This is a genomic window from Colwellia marinimaniae (assembly GCF_002207865.1).
Lineage (GTDB): Bacteria > Pseudomonadota > Gammaproteobacteria > Enterobacterales > Alteromonadaceae > Colwellia > Colwellia marinimaniae.
In genome coordinates this window covers 44499-65292 of the sequence record NZ_BDQM01000006.1, presented here as the reverse complement: position 1 = coordinate 65292, position 20794 = coordinate 44499, and the positions used below count along the sequence as shown (strand labels likewise).

Annotated in this window: 18 protein-coding genes and 1 tRNA gene; 13 read left to right on the top strand and 6 right to left on the bottom strand. The window is 37.1% G+C overall.

Annotated features, from left to right (window positions below; genetic code table 11):
- Positions 1–38 precede the first annotated feature (38 nt).
- From MTCD1_RS05590 to MTCD1_RS05575, 4 genes are read left to right on the top strand one after another with little or no spacing between them, the layout of a single operon-like run.
- Entirely contained in the window at positions 39–1625 is a 1587-nt protein-coding gene (locus MTCD1_RS05590) for an XrtA system polysaccharide chain length determinant (RefSeq protein ID WP_057183481.1), read from the top strand.
- A gap of 2 nt (positions 1626–1627) precedes the next feature.
- Positions 1628–2524 carry an XrtA-associated tyrosine autokinase gene (locus tag MTCD1_RS05585; protein WP_057183483.1) on the top strand — a complete coding sequence of 299 codons (897 nt, stop codon included), beginning with the start codon at positions 1628–1630 and terminating at the stop codon, positions 2522–2524.
- Positions 2484–4097 carry a TIGR03016 family PEP-CTERM system-associated outer membrane protein gene (locus tag MTCD1_RS05580; RefSeq protein WP_088568914.1) on the top strand — a complete coding sequence of 538 codons (1614 nt, stop codon included), beginning with the start codon at positions 2484–2486 and terminating at the stop codon, positions 4095–4097. The genes MTCD1_RS05585 and MTCD1_RS05580 overlap by 41 nt, the downstream gene beginning before the upstream one ends.
- A gap of 1 nt (position 4098) precedes the next feature.
- Positions 4099–5139, top strand: a complete 1041-nt coding sequence (locus tag MTCD1_RS05575; RefSeq protein ID WP_057183487.1) for an XrtA/PEP-CTERM system-associated ATPase — start codon at positions 4099–4101, stop codon at positions 5137–5139.
- A 37-nt stretch (positions 5140–5176) separates the two neighbouring features.
- Here MTCD1_RS05575 and prsR read toward each other — a convergent pair whose 3' ends face one another.
- The 4 genes from prsR to MTCD1_RS05555 all read right to left on the bottom strand — a co-directional run bounded on the left by prsR (position 5177) and on the right by MTCD1_RS05555 (position 12882).
- The gene (gene prsR, locus MTCD1_RS05570) at positions 5177–6526 is read right to left on the bottom strand and encodes a PEP-CTERM-box response regulator transcription factor (RefSeq protein WP_057183489.1); all 1350 of its coding nucleotides are present in this window, start codon (positions 6524–6526) and stop codon (positions 5177–5179) included.
- A 60-nt stretch (positions 6527–6586) separates the two neighbouring features.
- On the bottom strand, positions 6587–8617 hold the full coding sequence (gene prsK, locus MTCD1_RS05565) for an XrtA/PEP-CTERM system histidine kinase PrsK (protein WP_057183491.1): 2031 nt from the start codon (positions 8615–8617) through the stop codon (positions 6587–6589).
- 112 nt (positions 8618–8729) lie between these two features.
- A complete protein-coding gene (locus MTCD1_RS05560; protein ID WP_057183493.1) occupies positions 8730–11804 on the bottom strand; it encodes an efflux RND transporter permease subunit in 3075 nt (1024 codons plus the stop codon).
- Positions 11805–11817: 13 nt separating this feature from the next.
- Positions 11818–12882 (bottom strand): efflux RND transporter periplasmic adaptor subunit, encoded by a 1065-nt coding sequence (locus tag MTCD1_RS05555; RefSeq protein WP_057183494.1) that lies wholly within the window; start codon positions 12880–12882, stop codon positions 11818–11820.
- Positions 12883–13109: 227 nt separating this feature from the next.
- On the opposite strand from MTCD1_RS05555, the gene MTCD1_RS05550 reads away from it, so the two are divergent.
- The 6 genes from MTCD1_RS05550 to MTCD1_RS05525 all read left to right on the top strand — a co-directional run bounded on the left by MTCD1_RS05550 (position 13110) and on the right by MTCD1_RS05525 (position 17179).
- Positions 13110–13186, top strand: a tRNA-Arg gene (locus tag MTCD1_RS05550).
- Between the two features lie 183 nt (positions 13187–13369).
- Positions 13370–14614 carry an integrase domain-containing protein gene (locus MTCD1_RS05545; RefSeq protein ID WP_057183496.1) on the top strand — a complete coding sequence of 415 codons (1245 nt, stop codon included), beginning with the start codon at positions 13370–13372 and terminating at the stop codon, positions 14612–14614.
- Positions 14611–15540, top strand: coding sequence for a RuvA C-terminal domain-containing protein (locus MTCD1_RS05540; protein WP_057183498.1), 930 nt, complete (start codon positions 14611–14613; stop codon positions 15538–15540). The genes MTCD1_RS05545 and MTCD1_RS05540 overlap by 4 nt, the downstream gene beginning before the upstream one ends.
- A 72-nt stretch (positions 15541–15612) precedes the next feature.
- Complete coding sequence (locus MTCD1_RS05535) at positions 15613–15867, top strand: helix-turn-helix transcriptional regulator (protein WP_057183500.1); 255 nt, start codon at positions 15613–15615, stop codon at positions 15865–15867.
- Between the two features lie 8 nt (positions 15868–15875).
- Complete coding sequence (locus MTCD1_RS05530; protein WP_231733109.1) at positions 15876–16310, top strand: hypothetical protein; 435 nt, start codon at positions 15876–15878, stop codon at positions 16308–16310.
- Between the two features lie 302 nt (positions 16311–16612).
- Complete coding sequence (locus tag MTCD1_RS05525) at positions 16613–17179, top strand: YagK/YfjJ domain-containing protein (protein ID WP_057183503.1); 567 nt, start codon at positions 16613–16615, stop codon at positions 17177–17179.
- 31 nt (positions 17180–17210) lie between these two features.
- On the opposite strand, the gene MTCD1_RS05520 is transcribed toward MTCD1_RS05525, so the two are convergent.
- On the bottom strand, positions 17211–18071 hold the full coding sequence (locus MTCD1_RS05520; protein ID WP_057183505.1) for a DUF3037 domain-containing protein: 861 nt from the start codon (positions 18069–18071) through the stop codon (positions 17211–17213).
- Complete coding sequence (locus MTCD1_RS05515; RefSeq protein ID WP_057183506.1) at positions 18068–18787, bottom strand: HipA family kinase; 720 nt, start codon at positions 18785–18787, stop codon at positions 18068–18070. The genes MTCD1_RS05520 and MTCD1_RS05515 overlap by 4 nt, the downstream gene beginning before the upstream one ends.
- 377 nt (positions 18788–19164) lie before the next feature.
- On the opposite strand from MTCD1_RS05515, the gene MTCD1_RS05510 reads away from it, so the two are divergent.
- The 3 genes from MTCD1_RS05510 to MTCD1_RS05500 all read left to right on the top strand — a co-directional run bounded on the left by MTCD1_RS05510 (position 19165) and on the right by MTCD1_RS05500 (position 20664).
- The gene (locus tag MTCD1_RS05510; protein WP_057183508.1) at positions 19165–19401 is read left to right on the top strand and encodes a hypothetical protein; all 237 of its coding nucleotides are present in this window, start codon (positions 19165–19167) and stop codon (positions 19399–19401) included.
- Positions 19402–19425: 24 nt separating this feature from the next.
- Entirely contained in the window at positions 19426–20046 is a 621-nt protein-coding gene (locus tag MTCD1_RS05505; protein ID WP_057183510.1) for a hypothetical protein, read from the top strand.
- Positions 20047–20478: 432 nt separating this feature from the next.
- On the top strand, positions 20479–20664 hold the full coding sequence (locus MTCD1_RS05500) for a hypothetical protein (protein WP_057183511.1): 186 nt from the start codon (positions 20479–20481) through the stop codon (positions 20662–20664).
- Positions 20665–20794 lie beyond the last annotated feature (130 nt).

Here is a 20794-nt window from a genome sequence, read left to right as displayed (position 1 = left end):
AATAACATCTGAAATTAGCGCACAATTAAAGGGTAGTAATGCAAGAAATATTTGAAGAGATAATTGATTATCTAAAGGGAATTTGGTTAAAACGTCGTTATATCATCATAGCAACTTGGCTTATTTGTCCGCTGGGTTGGTATTTTGTTGCCTCGTTACCCAATATTTACAAATCAGAAGCTAGAGTGTATGTTGATACGCAATCGTTATTGCGGCCATTACTAAAAGGAATAACCGTTGAAACTAATCCCGACATTCAAATTCGCCTTATGGTTAAAACATTATTAAGTCGCCCTAATTTAGAGCGTATCTCACGTATGACTGACCTAGATATACAAGCCAGTAATAGTGAAGAGTATGAACAAATAATTAAATCACTAAAAGATAACATCAAAATATCAGGGGTTGGTCGAGAGAATATTTACACCCTAAGTATTGAAGATAAAGATCCAGAAATGGCCAGAAATATTGTTCGCTCTGCTTTAACCGTTTTTATTGAAAACACCTTGGGGAAAACACGTAACGATTCAGATAGTGCACAAAGATTTTTAAGTACTCAAATTAAAGAATATGAAAATCGTTTAGGTAACTCTGAAGCTAGGCTCACTAGTTTTAAACAAAAATATAGTGGTATTTTACCTGAGCAGTCGGGTGGCTATTATATCAAGCTTAATAACATCAGAGATGAATTAAGAGGCATTGATTTAAATATATTGGAAAACAAAACCCGTTTAGCCTCTGCTAAACAACAACTTGTCCAATCGATAATTACCGGTACCCATAGTGATAATAAAATTAAAAATGATAGCGCCATTCAAACCACTTACGATGACAGAATTACTGAACTCGAAGTACAACTTGATACCTTAAAACTACGTTATACCGACAGACATCCAGATGTTATCGAAATAAGCCGAAATATTACCCATTTAAATAAATTACGCAGTACTGAAATTGACAAGTATCTCGCACAAAATAGTGAAAATAGCGGTAGCTTAAAACGATTAAGTACTAATCCTGTTATTCAAGAAGTGCAAATTCAAGTTAATCAACTGGAAAACTTAATTGCCTCGCTCAATGTCAGAGCTGACAATTACCGCCAGCGTATTATTGAACTTGAAAATAGAGTACATATCTTGCCTGAAATAGAGGCTGAGTTGGTCGCCCTAAACCGTGGTTACGCCATTACCAAAGAAAAGTACGAACAGTTATTATCACGTAAGGAAACCGCACAACTAGCACAACAAGCGGATGAAACCACCGATAAAATTCAATTTCGTACCTTAGATCCACCGCGTATAGCAACCAAGCCTTCAGGGCCAAAACGCTATGTTTTATTTGCTGTAGTCACTTTCTTAGGTTTTGGTGTTGGCATTGGTTTATCTTTTTTAATGAGCCAATTAAACCCAGTAGCCACCTCTACGGTGCAATTATCAAAAGCCACGGGAGTGCCTATATTTGGTGTGGTATCAGCCAATGAAAACTTAGGCTTGCATAGCTGGCATAGAAAGAAAACCATGATTTTTATTGGCTCAAATCTGATGTTACTCGGTTTATTAGTGCTATTTATTAGTTATTTTGTATTTCCTGAGCTAGTCCCAACGCCATTGAAAAGGATCTTTTAGCCATGAGTACCATTGAAAAAGCCCTAGCTAAACAAAAATTAGCCCAGCAAGAAAAAACAGCTCAGAGCGCTGAGCATGAAGTTATTACTGCGGCAACTACTGCAGAGGCAACTAATAGCTCAGTAGCTGGAGCACCAGAGCACAACAGCACAAGTAATAAAGATAAGATTATTTTAAATGGTGATAGATTAAATGAGCGAGGCTTTATTTATAGCCCAGATAGCGCTCATCATATCCAAGAAGAATTTCGCCATATAAAACGCAAACTATTAAATAATGCTTTTGGCTTAGCATCAAAAACCCTACATAATAGTAACTTGATTATGGTGACCAGCTCTCACCCTAATGAAGGCAAAACCTATGTCGCCATAAACCTAGCATTAAGTATCGCCTTAGAGCAGGATAAAACAGTACTGCTAATTGATGCCGATGTACTTAGGCCTAGTTTGCATAGAGAATTAGAGTTTGATAGCAAAAAGGGCTTACTCGAATATTTATTAGCTGAAGTGACATCGCTTTCCGATATTATTTATAGTACTAATATTGAAAACTTAAAACTAATTCCTGCCGGTAAACCACACCATTTAACCAATGAGTTATTGGCCAGTGAACGGATGGAAAATTTAGCGAAAGAGCTAGCCGAACGTTACCCAGACCGTATCGTTATTTTTGACTGCCCACCAATACTCGGTGTTACCGAAACGCCTGTATTATCCGATCTTGTCGGCCAAGCGATCGTAGTGGTAGAAGAGTCAAAAACTAAAATAGAGGACGTTAAAGCAGCAGTAAGTCAGTTAAATAGTGATATTGCTTTAGGCTTAGTCATGAATAAAACCATTCGATCAAAAAAGGATATCTATGGCTATTATGGATATGGCTATGGCAGAAAAACCCAATAATTTTCTGTCAAAAGTACCTTGCTTGGCAATAGTTGGCTTATTTATATCTGCCAACTCATTAGCGGGTGAGTGGCGCTTTGAGCCGAGTTTAGGGCTAACTGAAACCTACACTAATAATATTGAGCTGAGTCAATTAGATAAAAAATCGAGTCTAGTGAGCCAGTTCATTATTGGCGCTGGTATTAATTTTAGCTCCAGAAAATTACAGTTTTCATTTGCCGGCACTGAAACACTAGCAGCCTACAGCCATGATAGTGGACTTAATGATGATTACCAAACGCTAGTGGCTAATGCCTCATATTCACTGTGGCAAGATAATCTAACCGCCATTGCTAGCTCTTCAATAACCAATGTCAGTAAAAATGATAGCGGCAATAGTTTAGCCGACCTAATTACTGCCGATACGGTTCAGCAACGAGACCTATCAGCCGGCTTACAATATGACAGTGCCAACAGTGATTATTCACTATTTTCCTCATTCATTTCTAGCGCAGTAGATACAGAAGATGGTATCGGTGAAAGTCATGGTTACACGGTACTAATTAATAGTAAGAGTGGTAATGCTGCCCGCACTGTTTTTTGGCAAATCGACGGTTCATTTGCTAACCGGGCAAGTGGTGGTTTCAGTGGTATCGACGGTGGTTTCACCAGTGAAAATTATCAATTTGAAGCCAAACTTGGTGTTATTACCCCTTATAAGATTAACCCGTTTTTTCGTTTATACCATGAGAGAGTGACCGGTACCTTAGCCGGCAGTAATCCGGAGGCCATTCCTTCTTGGGGGCCAGGTTTGCGCTATCAGGTGGCTAAGCACTTTATCATCGATTTATCATATAATAACGTTATTAATGATAGCCATGATCACTATATTTCTACCTCTATTGATTGGCAACCCTCAGCAAGAACATCACTTAGCGCTAGCTATTCAAACCGTTTTTTTGGTGACTCTTATGAGCTAGACTTTTCCCATAGAACTAGGCGGCTAACTAATAGCCTTTCTTATCATGAAACTATTGAAGTATTTGACCGAAATAATTACCAAGAAGTAAATGGTGATGTTTGGTGTCCCAACAATAGCTTTAATGTTAGTGATTGTTTACCTTTTGGGCAGGTACCTGATGATACTAGTGACTTTCAAAGTGTCCCTGTTAGTTCGCTTGAACTAGTTGAGGATAATAAGTTTTCCTTGAATAAGCGACTAGCATGGCAATCTCAGTTAGCGCTAGCACGTACTACCTTTACCCTAGATCTATCTAACCGCGAACGCGAAAGTTTAAGTAGCGGTATAATAGATGAGTATCTTGAGGCACGTTTTAGCGTTACTCGTCGTATGACTAGTAAAAGTGAGGTGATTGTTTATATTGATTACAGTAACAATATTTTTGACAAATATAGACCTGATGGTCCTCGACAAGAAGATACTTATAAAACATTCTCAGCCAGTTATAATAAAAGCTTAGCGTCATCTCTCAAGGCCTTTATTACGCTACAATATCTTGATAGACAATCAAATGTTGAGCGTTACACTTACACTGAAGCCCGAGCTTCCATTAATTTAACAAAAGATTTCTAATATGTATGAAAGTTACTATGGCTTTAGTGAACGACCTTTCCAGTTAAGCCCTGATCCTCGATTTTTCTTTGCCTCAAGCCATCATCAACGTGCTTTATCTTATTTACAATACGGCTTAGATCAAGGTGAAGGCTTTATTGTTATTACTGGTCCTGTTGGCACAGGAAAAACAACAATTGCCCGTAATTTATTAGCCAATATTGCCGATGAAAATATTGTCGCAGCTCAATTAGTTACCACAAATTTATCTCCTGATGAATTACTTGAGCTTGTAGCAGCTGAGTTTAAAATTACCGTCACTGGTAACAGTAAGGCGGATAAATTACAAGCCATTGAACAGTTTTTAATCGGCTTAAATAAACAGGGTAAACGTGCTTTGCTGATTGTTGATGAAGCACAAAATCTACCGGCAGAAACCGTAGAAGAATTACGAATGCTCTCTAACTTTCAGCTCGATAATAAGCCTCTTATTCAAAGTTTCTTATTAGGTCAAGAAGAGTTAAAAACCATTATTTCTGCACCCGATATGGAACAATTTAGGCAACGTATTATTGCTTCCGCTCATTTAAAACCCCTTAATGAACAAGAAGTTAAAGGTTATATTAATCACAGGCTAGCCCAGGCGAATTACACTAAAGAGGACTTATTTAGCGATGATGCTTTTCAACTGATTTTTGAAAAAACGCTCGGGGTACCGAGAAAAATAAATATCTTTGTTGATCGGCTATTATTGTTTGGTTTCCTCGAAGAACTCAGTAACATAAATTGTAAAGTCATTAATGAAGTTGCTCAGGAAATGTCTGAAGAACTAACGGGATCCCTTAATAGCACAAGCCTAGAAAATAACCGTAAATCTCAGCCACTTTTGCCCAACTCAACTGAAAATGTTGAGAATATAAAGAATGTTTTACGAGAAGTGGAAGAAATATTAGAAGGTTCGATTCAACAAAAAGTTAAAATGACCCGCTATATTGATAAGCTTTTAAAGCAAAAAAGTCGCGAGTTAGCTGAACTACAAAGTAATAGCACTGAGGATAAATAATTATCCGTGCTATTACTTATCCTCAAATATGAAGCTGTTAAATATTAATGGCAATTTTATACTTTTCTATTAATGAATAAAGCGTCGGTCTGGTGATACCCAATAATTCCGACGTTTTTGACATGTTTCCTTCCGTCAAGGCATAGGCTTTTTGAATCGCAATAGTTTCGGCTTGTTCACGCACCGCACGTAAATTTAACGACAACTCATACTCGGCATTTTCCTTATCAAAAAAGCCTAAATCAAAAGCACTAATTTGACTACCGGTACACATAATTACCGACGATTTAACTTTATTTTGTAATTCACGAATATTACCCGGCCACTTATGGTGTCTTAAACCATATAACGCATCATCGGCAAACGATTTGACATTGCGCTTATACTCGCCAGCATATTGCTGTAAAAAGAAGTTAGCTAAAATAAGTACATCTTCATCTCGATCACGTAATGGTGGAATATTAATGGTTATTTCAGTAATACGGTAAAAAAGATCTTCTCGGAATGTTTTCTGCGCGACCATACTTTCTAGATCTTGGTTGGTGGCACAAATAATACGAACATCAACCGCTATCTCTTTACGGCCACCTAAGCGCTCAATTACTTTTTCTTGTAAGAAGCGTAATAATTTGGCTTGTAAGTGATAAGGCATATCACCTATTTCATCTAAAAATAGTGTGCCGCCTTGAGCACATTCTATTTTTCCCAACGTGGTTTTGTGAGCCCCGGTAAAAGCACCTTTTTCAAAACCAAATAATTCACTCTCTAATAAATTTTCCGGGATAGAAGCACAATTAATGGCAATAAAAGGTTTATCACTACGATCACTCACTTTATGAATGGCTTTGGCAGTGACTTCTTTACCGGTACCACTTTCACCGAGTAATAACGTGGTGATTAGAGTAGGAGCAATACGTTGCACCATAAGGCGTAGTTTATCAATACTTTCACTACTACCAATAATACCTGTGTCACAACCCACCACAGACTTCATATTGCGGTTATCTTTTTCTATCTTTGCCAAACTAAAAGCGCGAGAAACAATGACATTAATAACATCGGCATCAACGGGCTTTTGGTAAAAATCATAAGCGCCCATTTCTATGGCTTTTAAGGCATTACTTCGATCATCATTACCGGTTATAACAATAACCTTGGTATGAGGGGCAAGCTCCAGTATTTGTTTTAACGTGGCTAAGCCTTCGCTAGCATTAGTGGCATCTGGCGGTAAACCTAAATCTAAAGTGACTACATTAGGCTCATGGCGTCTCACTGCGGCAATAGCACTCTCTCGGGTATCCGCTAAGACCACGTCGTAATCAGCTAAGCTCCATTTCAATTGTTTTTGTATACCGAGATCATCATCAACAATCAGTAACTTTTCCATCGCAATGCTATTTCCTTTATATTATTTTTTAATATTTATACTTTTTAAAGCGCTTTACTTTTAAATACTTTTACCGGGTATAACTATTTTAAAATGACTGCCTTCATTTACCTGGCTGGTTACCTGCATGGTGCCATCTACGCTCTCAATGAATTGTTTAGCTTCATAAACACCAATACCCATACCCGCATTACCTTTTGTAGTATCAAAGGGTTTAAATAGGCGATTAGCGATAAAATCTGCTGACATTCCGCAGCCGTTATCAATAATTTCGATATGCAGCTCATCGTTTATCATCTCAGCAATTATCTTAACCCAGCCATTATCGTTTGTCGCTTCTTGTGCATTTTGTAGAAGATGATTTAGCACGGCAGAAAATGTCTCTTCATCAATACAAATCCTACTAGCAAGTGCTAACTGTACACTGATATGCGGCATGTCTACGTTACGCTGTTTAACTACCGCCATGATTAACGCCTGCACATCGGTATTTTTTTTGCTTGACTCAACCAGTTGTTTATTGCGCAACTGTGTCAGTACTTTATCAAGCCGCCCAGTTGCCGAAGCCACAGTTTCAAAGACATCATCAATAAAATCTGGATTATCTCTATGGCGTTTCGCGTTACTACTAATAAGCGCCAATTGCGCTTGAATATTTTTTAAGTCATGAACTAAAAAAGCAGACATGCGATTAAAAGCATCAAACTGCTTAGACTCAGCTAGACTCTCATTCGCTTCATTAAGGGACAAATAGTTACTGAGTTGCCTAGAGATAGAAAAAAGTAAGTCCCGGTCCTCCCAGTTTAATAAGCCTTGCTCTGGCGGCATAGCCAATAAGAAAAAGCCATACACAGATTTTTTCATAAAAATGGGAATAATAATATCTATGTGTTTTTGTCGACAGGCTTGCGCATCTAACGATAAATTAGGGTAACTGTTCTCAACAATAGCCAGTTCTCGGACATCAATAATCCAACCATGTTGTTGGCAAAAGTCATCAACTGTGGTTAAACAACGTAAGTCATCGGCTTCAAGACGATAATTTTGTTGGTAAAGGCACTGATAATTGCCACTAGAGACTTTTTTAACTAATGCCCCTTGCTGGATATTTAAAGATGAACAAATAATATGAGTCGCGGTATGATAGTAATCATCACTTGCGCCAATTTCGAGCTGCTCTATCGATTTAAGCCACTCAATGCGATAATCATATTTATTGGCAAAAAAGTGTTTGGTGATAAAGACCTTAACTTCTCGACGTAATCTTTCGGTCATTAATAGTGCCGCTAAAACACTACCGCCTAAAAGAATAAAAGCGATACTAATTACATCCCCCCAAGTACCACCAAAAAAATTAATCGCATAGCCGGCTATGGCTAATAACAATAAGTAGACACCTGAAATTAATAACATCGAGCTATAAAAAACCATTTCACGAGAGACAAAAACATCAACTGACCAGTCTTTTATCCGCCGAGTGCTGATCAATATTAATGGCATACCTATAGCCGTAATAAAACCACGGGCATACCAGTAAGAAAAATCTAATTGGTTAACCATGGCCGCCTGAGCAAAAAGCACAAAATCAAATACGGTTGCCATACCTAGGGCGATGATCAATGACCATACCGCCCATTTTACTTTGATATCAGCATTTCTATATAACTGCTCAAGTAACACCAATAGCCACAAATTAAGCAATAAAAACAAAGAGAATAACAGCTTCACGCTACCCGGAATAAAGAGTACTGCGCCCCAGCACATTACTGATAAACCAGCCCAAATTTGTAGATATTGCTTAATTTTTGGGTGGCTAACAAAGGCTTTTACCGAGGTAATATTGGCTTGGGTGCAAATAATTAGCAGCGACCAGGCAGCTAACTTTAAAGTCTCGATGGCGAGAACAATGAGCAAGGAAAAACCTTGCTTAGTTTGTAAGGCAGCGCTAAGGCTAGAGGCAAAAACTAAAATGGCCGCTAACAAGACTAAAGCACCGGCAAGGGTTTTATTTCGTGCCGCTAACAGTAATAAAATAAAAACTGCGTAAGCACAAGCGGCTAAAAAATAACCTGAGCTACCAATGACTTCCATTTATAGTTATCCTGAAAACGTACAACTAGACGTGGTTACATATTGAAAAGAATTGACACCATTATATATTAATTCATTATTTTGTCTTGGCTTTATTAAAGAATATAATGGTTTAACTGGGGGCTTTTACACTTGCCTTAGGGGTAAATAACTCAGTTAAAATAGGCACCAACAAGAAACTAGAAATAGCAGATATACATAATCCAGAAATTAACACCACGCCAAGTGGTTGCCATAAACCACCTCCAAATAAGGTTAATGGAATTAAACCGCCTATGGTGGTTAACGTGGTTAGTAATATAGGGGTAAAACGAACAGCACTGGCCTTTAATATTGCCGAGTGCAGCTCTAACCCGGCTCGTAAATTAGCATTGGTGCTATCAATCAAAATAATGGCATTATTTACCACAATACCAAATAAACTGATCAGGCCGACAAAAGCCATCATAGAAAAAGATAAACCGGTTAAATATAAACCTATAATAGAGCCAGCCATAGCAAACGGTATTGAACTGAAAATTATCATCGGCTGTAAAATAGATTTAAACTGTAATACTAATACCGCAAATATCCCCATCGCAGTAATTAACATTATTTGAGTTAAACCGGCAAACGTTTTTTGTCGTGATTCTTCTTCACCACCTAAGGTAAAATACATCCCCTTAGGCAAGTCATACTGCTCAAGATAAGCCACTAATTGTTTAGTAATGTCGCCCACTGAATAACCGGTTTCAACATCGGCAGATACTTTGGCCATACGTAATTTTTGATAATGAAAAAAGTCACTGCCGCCTTTTTTTAACTCCATGGTCGCTAGTTGTGCCAGCGGAATAGCCACACCTTGGTTATTGCTCACCTCGATTGCCGATAAACTATCAAGGCTAGGGTTACTTCGACGCACTATAATAGGATAGTCTTCACCGTTAGTATCATTAAACTGACCAATGTTAGTGCCAGATAATATGGTACTAATGGTTTTATCTAATCGTTCAATACTAACACCACTAAGAGAAGCTTGCTGATAATCAATAGTAAGCACTAACTCAGTATTTGCCATGCCGATAGGATTATCAATATTTACCACACCTGATAATTGTCGCATTTTCGCCGCTAAATCATTAGCAACTTGCTCTAAATCAGTTAAGGATTCACTTAACAACCGAATGGCAATAACCTGATCGGTCACGGGTCCTTGAGTAAACTCTTTAACGCTTATGTCAGCCTGTGGCCAGTGATTAAAATCATCACGTAGGTTTTTTACCAAAGCGGTTACTTCATCCGCTTGATAGGCCTTTAATACTAACAATGCTTGACCAAAACGAATCATGCCCCGTTTAGGCACTTCATTATAATAAATACGTGGGTTGGCATTACCTATATTCAGTGCGACTTTATCAACTAAAGTATATTGCTTAACATGCTGGCGTACTTGCTGAAGAATTTTGTCGGTATAGGCTAGCGATGAGTTAGCCGGTGTGGTGACATTAATCAATAACATCGGCTTTTCCGCTTTAGGAAATAAGCTCACACCTACTTGCCCAAACAAAGATAACATAGCAACGAGTGCCACCAAGCTAACCAAGATAACGGCTATTTTATGCCGCATAAGTACCTTTAAAATATCGGTATAATTTTTTTCGGCAAATTGATTAGCATAATGTTGTAACGTCTGTATTTTCAACGTTTTCGGTTTATTGTCTGGTGTAATAACAACGAGTAACTTACTGGCTAACAGAGGCGTTAAGGTTAATGCCACTAATAACGAGGCAAGTAGTACTAACACCACAGTTACTGGCATTGAGCGAATAAAATCCCCAGTATTACTTTGGATCATCAGCATAGGTAAAAAAGCCAACATGGTAGTAATTGTGCCACTAGCTATGGCCCAAGCGACTTTACTGGTGCCATCTGCTGCCGCTTGTTTTATGTCTTTACCAAGTTTCTTTTCTCTATGAATACTCTCGGTTACCACAATAGCGTTATCAACCAACAAACCTAAAGCTATAATTAAACCGACGATAGACATTTGCTGTAAACCATAACCACTAAAATCCAACCAACCAATGGCCATCAAAAATGAAATGGGGATAGCAATTATCACCACTAAAGCTTCGCGAAAACCTAAAAACAGCAAGGCCATCAAACCTACAATCACCAGCCCTTGCGTCAAGTTATCAAAAAAACCATTCACACGCACGTTAACACTATCGGCTTGTTGAAATATTTTTTCCAATTTTAGGCCACTAGGTAAGTTCTGCTTAAACAGCTCAAGCTCTTGGTTTATTTGCTCCGTTAAAACAAATATATTGGTTTTTTCTCGTTGTTCTACCGTAATAAATATCGCCGGTATATCATCAAAATACGCTAAATAGCTCGGCTCTGCACTAGCAAAACTAACCTGAGCAATATCTTTAACCTTTAAGATGCCATTAGCCTTGGCTATATTGCTGCTACTAATAATAGTATCTTCAATATCAACTAGTTGGGTAAAGTTACCACTGGCTTTGACATTAAAACGCCGAGTACCCGCATCAACAAAACCTGGGGTGATATTCATTGCTCGCCCCTGAAGAATTTGATTAATATCCGTCAGTGCTAAGCCATAGTGTTTCAATAACGCCAAATCAATATCTATGGCGACAATTTGCCGCGGATATCCCCATATACTTGCCTTGCGCACACTGGCTATGGTTTCGAGTCGTTTTTCTAGTAACTTGGCCTGTAATTCCATGATTTTGTAGTCTGTCGGCTCTGACCACAAAGCCAACTGCATTATGGCGACACTGCTCGGCGTTGCTTTTAAGACTAGCAACTCGGCAATACCGGTAGGTAAACTAGGTCTTACGGTTGCTACTGCCTGTTTTACTTTATTAAATGCGGCTTCCGCATCTGTGCCATAAAGAAAATCAATGGTAATTCTAACCGCACCATTGTGTATTTTTGCTTCAATTTTTTTAATATTTTCAATATCGGCAATTTCTTGTTCAAGGGGATCAACCACTAACGTTTCAATATCACTGGGCGAGGCGCCAGGATAAACCACCTCAATTAAGGTTACCGGTAAGTCAAACTGTGGATCTTCTGAGCGAGGCATATTAAAATAGGACAGCACACCAACCAAAACTAATAACAAAAAAACAGTTAGGGTGAATTGGGCATTATCTATGGCTAATCGAGGGAGTTTCATCTGCTATTAGCCTTTATTGAGCTGCATCTAACGGCGGCTCTTTAGCCAAAACCAGTTGCTGCCAGCCTAGCGTGACTACGGTTAAGGGTAGGGCGCTTTTTTTAGCTGATAAATAGATATATGTATTTGAGAGCTGCTTAATCACAAACGCCTGTTGCTGGTAATGTTCAGCTTCAGTCGAATGGCTGACGAGCACCATAATTAAGGCTCGACCTTGGCTATCAACACTATTAAGCGCCTCAATAGGCAAGCGATAAGCCAAGATATCAGTAGTAATGTCGGTTGTTATCCGGGCCAACTGGCCAACAACCACTTGATTTAATTTTATATTTTTTAAAAATATCTCAATGGTAAATAAGTGACTTTGTTGATCGGCAATAGCTGGAATTTTACTGACAGTGCCAGATATAGCAGAAAACCCAGTTAAATTTACCGAAATTTTTTGCTGTAATTTAACTAATTTTACTTCTGCTGCCGTTAACGCGACACGCACCACTAAGTTGTTTTCTATGGCAGCTAATTGCAATGCACCTTGATTAGGGCTCTGCAACTCACCCAATTCGGTAAATCGCTTTACTAGCACACCATCAAAAGGCGCGCGTAATTGCGCTTTACTAAGATTATATAAAGCCACTTTATAACTGGCACGCGTCGTTAACAATAAGGTTTTACCATCATCAAGAGCTTGTTGTGAGCTTAAATTTTTACTGAGCAGGGTTTTAATACGCTTAACATCTCGCTTTGCTTGTAATAAATGCGCATAACTGGCATTTTTTTCCGCTATTAGCTCAGTTGAGTCAAGTTGGGCAAGCAATTGCCCTTTAGTAAAACTTTCGCCTTCATCAATGTTAAGCTGGCTAAGGTAACCACTGCTTTTAAATGACAACGTTAAAGTCCGCTTAAAAGCTAGCTTACCTGTACGGTTAATCTGTTTAACAATAAGCTCAGCCTTAAGGGTTTTCGTTGCAAGCGCTTGTCCATAAACCGGTGTAATTAACGACATACTGACAATAAAAAAACTGCACAGTAAAATTGCTGTTATTTGTGCTGAAAGTAACCGGTAAAGACGTGGTTTCATTTTGAGAATACAACCGAAAATTTAATAGGGTATTCATAACATTAGGCAGTTTTTTCACGAAAGTACATAAATTGGATAAATATGCTAAAGATAAGAGCTCAATACAAATATAGCGAGTAACTAATGTGATATTTTCGATAACTTAACTAGACAATTATATTGATAAATTATAGTATTTGCCGCGCATTCCTTAAGGTAAGATTAATCTTAAGACATTGTCTAAAAAACCACCCGTAGCTCAGCTGGATAGAGCGCGCCCCTCCGGAGGGCGAGGTCACAGGTTCGACTCCTGTCGGGTGGACCATTTACAGCGTTAATAATAAACATTAATGCTCTAAACCCCACGTAAACCCTATTAAAACCTTACCTTTAGCTATCAATAACGATTAATAGCGATTTATTAAAACCAATCTTTATAGTAACATTCATAGTAACACTGGCGAGTCCAGCTCCTAATTCACCCTATATTTTAAATACTGGTGTTACTATGGCTAAGATAATATCCCCTCTAACAAGCACAGAAGTTAAGCACGCTAAGCCAAAAGAAAAAGAGTACAACTTGGCTGATGGTAATGGTTTGATGCTTAGAATTAAGCCCAGTGGCTCTAAAATATGGCTATTCAATTACTATCGACCGTTCACCAAAAAAAGAGCTAACTTAGGTTTTGGTCAATATCCTGATGTTACTTTAGCTAAAGCCAGAGAAAAACGAGCCGAAGCAAGAGCCTTACTTGCGGATGATATAGATCCCAAAGATCATAAAAACCAACACGCACAAGCTGAAAAAGAGCGGTTAACCAATACATTACAAACCCTATATTTAACGTGGTTCAATGTAAAAAAAAGCGAAATAAAAGAAAATACAGCAAATGAAATTAAACGTATGCTCGATTTACACGTTATGCCAAAACTTGGCAGTATTGCTATTTCAAAGCTAACCGCTCCTATGGTTATTGATATTATTAAGCCGATTTCAGAAAAAGGTAAATTAGAAACCGTTAAAAGAATCTGTCAGCGACTTAATAACATTATGATCTTTGCTTTAAATACTGGCGTTATTAATAACAATCCATTATCTGGTATAAACCACGCTTTTGAAGCGCCCAAAGTAAGAAATATGCCCACGTTAAAACCTGATGAACTACCGAAGTTTATGGAGGATTTAAAGTACGCCAGCATTAAACTCACCACACTTTTATTAATCGAATGGCAACTACATACCATAACAAGGGCAGGTGAGGCCGCAGGCGCAAAATGGGCTGAAATAGACTTTACTGAAAACGTTTGGGTTATTCCTGCCGAACGAATGAAGATGAAACGTGAACATTTGATACCGTTAACTGATAAAACATTAGACATATTAGCGCGTATGAAACCGTTAAGTGGGCATAAAGACTATATATTCCCTTCATACAACAACCCGCTAACACATACCAATCCAAGCACAGTAAATATGGCTATTAAGCGCATGGGTTATAAAGACAAGTTAGTCGGGCATGGTTTACGTTCTCTCGCCAGCACTACACTAAATGAACAAGGTTTTGATGCTGATGTTATCGAAGCCGCTTTAGCCCATGCTGATAAAAACGAAGTGAGGCGAATATATAACCGCGCTGATTATTTAGAGCGTAGAAGAAAGTTAATGTATTGGTGGTCTGAGCATATTGAACAAGCTCAAATAGGGAAAACAACTCAAAAAAATAATATTATAAATTTAAAGGTTCAAGGATGAGTAATGTAAATGATAGAACACATGATGAAGATTTAGAGTGGGCGGAAAGTGAAAACCTAATTGAGGAATCAACAGTTCTCGAGTTGATAAGTAAAACCGGTATAGAACCTAATTTTTTCAATACTATGGATTGGATAAATAATTTTTACGAAAGAACTCAAGATCCAACAACAGAATTACTTTCTGAAACACTGGCTAATTTATCATATATTATCTCTGAATACAGAGGTAAAGATTTTACTACTGATATAGATAGTGTAGGTCTAGAGCAAATAGATAGACTTGAAAAACTTTACAAAAAAATAGCAGGGAGAATACCTGAACTTTTACCCTATAAGGAACATTTTAGGTTCAACAACCCTTTAGAGCTTTTTTTAAATGATATTAGTTGCGGTAGTTACCCCCCTCCAGAAATATTAATGATGTTAGCAAAATGCTTTAACCTATATTTTATTGCGGAGGGAAAATTATCTTTAGAAGAAGTATTTTTTGGTCAGGTCGTGAAAAGATCTGGTAATTACTCAATGCGTAAAGTTAGTAGTACTAATTTTAAGGAATTTCATTACCACGTAATAAGAGAAAAGCAATGTGTCGTTAATACTAATATAAAATTTAATCTTGAAGAATTTACATTGTCATATTTGAAGAGTTGTGAAGAATCTGAAACAGACTGCCCAATAATTAATGTGACTGAAGATAATATAGAAAGTTTTATAGTTGCTTATTATAGGTGGAAAAAAAACTTTAATAAGCAAACATCTTTAATTGATAAAGCAGAAATAAAGGTCGATTCCATCAATGCCTTACTTAGCCTTGGTTATCCTAAACCATTGGTCGAACAAGTAATTTTAAAGGTTTTTAATAACAAGCTTACAGCAGAAGAAACCATCAAAAAAGCTCTCTTAGCTTTAATGAATAACAAATAAGTGGTTTATTTGTTTTAGTCGTAAAAAATCACATACCACATAATAGACATAATCAACCACAGAGGAACTGATATGACTATTAACACACATTACCAACTGATCCGCCGCCCTGAAGTACTAGCATTAACAGCTAGATCAAAATCCGCATTACAACTTGACGAAAAAGCAGGCCTATTCTGTCCATCTATTTCGATCGGTGATCGTGCCGTTGCTTACATCAAATATGAAGTAGAAGCTGTTATTCAAGCTCGTATTGAAGAACAATATCCAGAACAAATCAAACAGCTTGTATCTGAGCTAATCCAACAACGCAAGAAAGCAGCATAGGGGGCAACATGGATAATTTATTATTTACCGCCCCTGATGGCGCTTTACCCGAGTTAAGCAGTACTGCTTATGAATTTTTATCAATACTAAACGACCGCAATAAACACGCTAGAGATCATTTATGTAATGAGCTTGGTGGAGGTTTTCGTGCTTATCTACAGCAGCTAACGGGTGAGTATTATCAGCACTGGCTTATCCATACAGAACAAGGTGAGTTTAACGGTAAAAAGCAAACATTCTATTGGCTTGATGAAAGGCACTTTTCATGCGATTGGGAACAGGATAAAGATGCTAGAACCATTGCTAGGAAGCAATATAAAGACCGATCATATTATGGCACTAAAAACGCTGTTAAACGCCTTGAACAAGCGAGGCAAGAAAAAGCCGATGCTGATAAAGAATATGAGCAACGAATAGAAAGTAAAAAGCCCACTCAGGACTAACCAAGTAGGCATTCGTTTAATCTGGCTAGACGGTGAAGTTTGACGGCAAAACCGCTAGCCAACAACCAGAGTATAACCAAGTTAACAGCTTTAAAAAAGTTAGCAGTTACAAACCTGTTAAGTACTACCTTATAAGCATTGATTGTTATTAACCGCTATTTACAGGTTTTTTACCCCTTGGATTAATATTATTCCCTGAGTAACCCTTATATAGCCCATATTACAACAGGTAAGTAATAACTAACTTTGAACTAGGTAATTAATAATATCCTTTAGCGTTATCTTAGTTATTAAACTATCTAATGGCATACATAACACACAACATAGCAATACCGGTAAACGGTCAAACTTGGCGAGTAAACTCAAAAGGAAGTGGCTTAATATCACACGCGATAAAAGCAATGATTAACCAGGTTGATGCCATGTTAAGTCATCATAGTAAAATACACATAATACGGTTTGACCTGAGAGTTTATGAATACACCGCAAATAACGGCATTATTACGGCCTTTAATCGCAGATTACATAAATGGCTCAAACGTAAATACAATTTAAAGCGTGTCGGTTTTATATGGTGTAGAGAGTTAGAAACAGCGAAACAACAGCACTATCACTATGCGTTAATGATAGATGGTCATAAGGTTAATTATCCTCATGAAATAACAAACAAGGTTAAAGAGCTATGGCAGCAATTAGACGGCTCTGAATTCTTTCCTGACAACTGCTATTACAATGTTAAAAGAGATGATTACGAGACGATACAGGCGGCTATCTGGCGCATATCTTACTTAGCTAAAGCCCGTGGTAAAGGTTATAAACCAGATCAAACTAAGAATTATGGTACGAGTAGGATTATAACAACCACGTAGATATTAACGATCTATCTACGTGGTGATTAAATTAATCATGCCACTTCAATCCACTGAAGTTATCTTCGACAGATTCAGGTGTTAAATCAGAAGCAGCAAACTTAATGATATTTTTAATATCTTCAAATTGCTCTACTTTAGCGCCTAAATCGAGCATTTGTGAAGTAACATCATGATAGGCTCTAGTAAAAGCTATGCTAATTTTTTCTGGTTTTTCAACAGCAAATAATATTTTCTCAGGTACTAAAGATTTAGCTTTTATTAACCTCGATAACCTATAAATCCATTTCTCTCCATGCTCAATTAAAGCTAATGGATTATTTTGTTGAAATGCCAAAGGTTTTATCACTCTTATTTCTTTACCAATAGTAGTTACCAATGGCAACTTCACAGTTAAATAATCAGCATCTAATGATTTTTCAATATACCTTAAATTACCTTTAGAATTAAGTATCTGTTTTAAAGATTTATTCATAATGGTTTCTCTGTATTCTTTAGTGGCAAAAGAGCGCCCCACATAAAGGTTATACAAATCTATTAAAGTATTATTATAATCATCGCTTAAAATAGTACTTGTTTCACTAAAGCTAATAACAGATTCTCTTTTACGAACTAACTCTTCAAAGAAAACTGAACTACCTTCTGATGAAAACTGTTTTGAAACCTCTTCAACTCTTTCTAATTCTTCTCTAAAATATTTTAATGAGTTCTTATAGATCACGCCATCAAGGTCATCATAAAAATTTGTCACTCTCGCAAATTGCGTTGAGGCGAGTTTGAAAGTAAAAATACCTTTTTTAGGCATAAATAATACAACGCCAACATTTGCGAATTCTTGAGTTTCAGTAAAGGGCATAAACCTAACAACTGCGTATTTACATAGTATTTTCATTTTATATCCTCCCAAAACTCATCTTCTGTATATGTAACTAATAATAGCTTAATCGAGCTTATTAATCCGTCAAAATCTGTAGCATCCTGTTTTATATCTTCAGGTATTTTTTCAATTATCAAATCAAGCTCACTAAATGCCTGATGAATTTTATTATAAAACTCATCTCTTATTAGTAAATCTAAATTATCATCAAATGAACATATACTGACATGAATCCTTTGAAATGAACTCATATCAAAATTAAGCTCAAATGCTAAATTATGATCCAAAACAACAATATTTCTGTTGTGTTGATTGATGAATAAATTTGGATTACCCCCTAACTCAGTTAGAGTTCTATCATCATTTTTAATCCAATAATCAAAAACATATATATTCTTTAATAAATCACTATCCATATTTAAAAGGTCTGAATATGATATTTCTTGAAGGCTTGGTACGTATTCAGAGGCGAATGCGGAACCAGCACCTAATTCAAACCGCAGATCACTATCAAGCTCTATAAGGGATTCATCAACCCAAACAAATGTAAAATCAGGTATAGGTAAACCTAGCTTTTTACCTAAAGAACCAGCAATCCACTCTTTGATTAGACCAGCAGGAGTTGCGCTATTACCTTTAACTACATACAGCTTTCCATTGTCGCCTCTACAAAGAAAAGGCTTTGTTTGCCCTTGCTTCATTTTCCTTATGACTTCAACAATATTGATCATATTTACAAAAATCCTTTGAGTAATATCAAGCTACACACAGGATAGGTTGTAATTAATCTAAATAATAAAAGATTAACAAATACCTGCCTGTAACTTATTACAAAACATAAGCTATTTATGCGCTATTAATATCACGTTCTAATTAATATAACGAGAAAAAGACGGGTAAATTGAATTTTAGGCAAGTTTAATATTATAACGGTGAAAATAACGTTTATGCTAAATTTAAGGCATTTATAAGGCAAATAAATGTTTTTCAGTGGGTACAGTAGGCGCATCATTTATGCTAAATGAATCATAGTTATAACCTGTTTTTCGGACAAGATAAAAATGATACACTGTAATTAATCCCAGTACATATTGAGGTTTAATTTAGTATGACAACAAATAAGAAAGCTCCTGCCAGTAAATATATGGCTGGCGATATAAGGCATTTAATTAATAATGCTATTCAACAAGAATTAGTAAACTTGCCAGTAACACTCGCAGAAATTAAAGACCCTGTTCAAAGGTTAAACTTCCTAACAAAGCTTATGCCTTTTGTTTGTGCTCCTATTAAACAAGTCGGGGTTTTGACAGCACGTAGGGAAATAGGCGAAGACAATATATCTTAACTTTAGTTTTCAGAGTAAATGACAATGCCTAAAGGTCATCATTACGGTAGAACACAAACAAGGGCTTACACTGGTGAGTATCACCGCATAAACGCCAACGTGTTTAAACCTTTGCTTACTACACCACTAGGTAGTTATTCAATCAACTCTGAATATCTAAGTGATAATCACCGTAAGCTAGTCTTAAAAGAAAATGAAAATGGCGTTCGTTATGTAACATTCACCATAAACAAAACCCCACACCAAATAGCCTTAAAGCTCGATAATAGCAGCGCAAGTAACAAACTATACATCACTTGCCCCTACTGCCAAAAACAACGCCAGCACCTTTACGCTATCAAACATGCTTATGCTTGTCGGCAATGTATTGGCTTACATTACGCCAGCCAAAGTGAAAGACCACAAGAAAGACTTATGAGGCGCATTAGAAAGCTAAGAAAAGAACTATGGGGCTTTGATTGGCCTGAAGTAAACAATATGTTTGAACAAATAGCTTATTGGCCCAAACCTAAATGGATGCGCTGGAAAACATTTGAGCAGAAGCGGAACAATATTATCCTGCTAGAAAAGAAGTATTGGCCTATGGCCATTACTCAAATGAAAACAACTTTTGGTGATCGCTTTATGGCTGAAAAGAGTAATTAATGGATTTTCGCTAATAAGAGCTGTTAAATATTGTTAAGGTTATAGCAGTATACCAAGTCAATTTCAGTGTAAGTAACACTCAAGGTAACACTGAACTCAACAAACCTAATAAAACCCTAATATTAAAGGCCCACAGAACACAACTCAACTCCTGTCGGGACCATTTACACTGTTATCCCCATCAATAACACCCTACTTAGTTATCAGTAGCTATTTGTTAAAACCAACCTTTGTAGTAACTTTCTAGTAACACTGACTCAGGCAGTCATGAATTCAAGTAATATTTTTAATGCTGGTGTTACTATGGAAAAATAATATCCCCGCTAGTTACTGTGCCTAGGCTTCATACTTATATGATGACTATAAAACATCGTCTTATATTTTCGATTTACTACTACACTTGGCTTATCAACACAGCAAGGAACGCCACAAATGAAATTACCTATTCCCTTAGTTAAGGCTTGGTTAGAACTAGCAAGCACTGACGACCCCAAATTACCCGAGGCGCGCGACCGCGCAATAAACAAAATACTTCACCATTTTGGTAAAAACTACCAACCAGAGCAGATAAAAAATACTGGTGCTAGCCGCATAAAAGCTAATAACCCACCTAGTTGAAGCCTATTTTTATACAAGAAAAAAATGACACACTATCCGAAATATCCCCTGAAAAAAGCTTAAATTTATTCACAAAACTCATACCTTTATTTGGGCTCCCTTTAAACAAGTAGCAGTTATGATAGCTGTG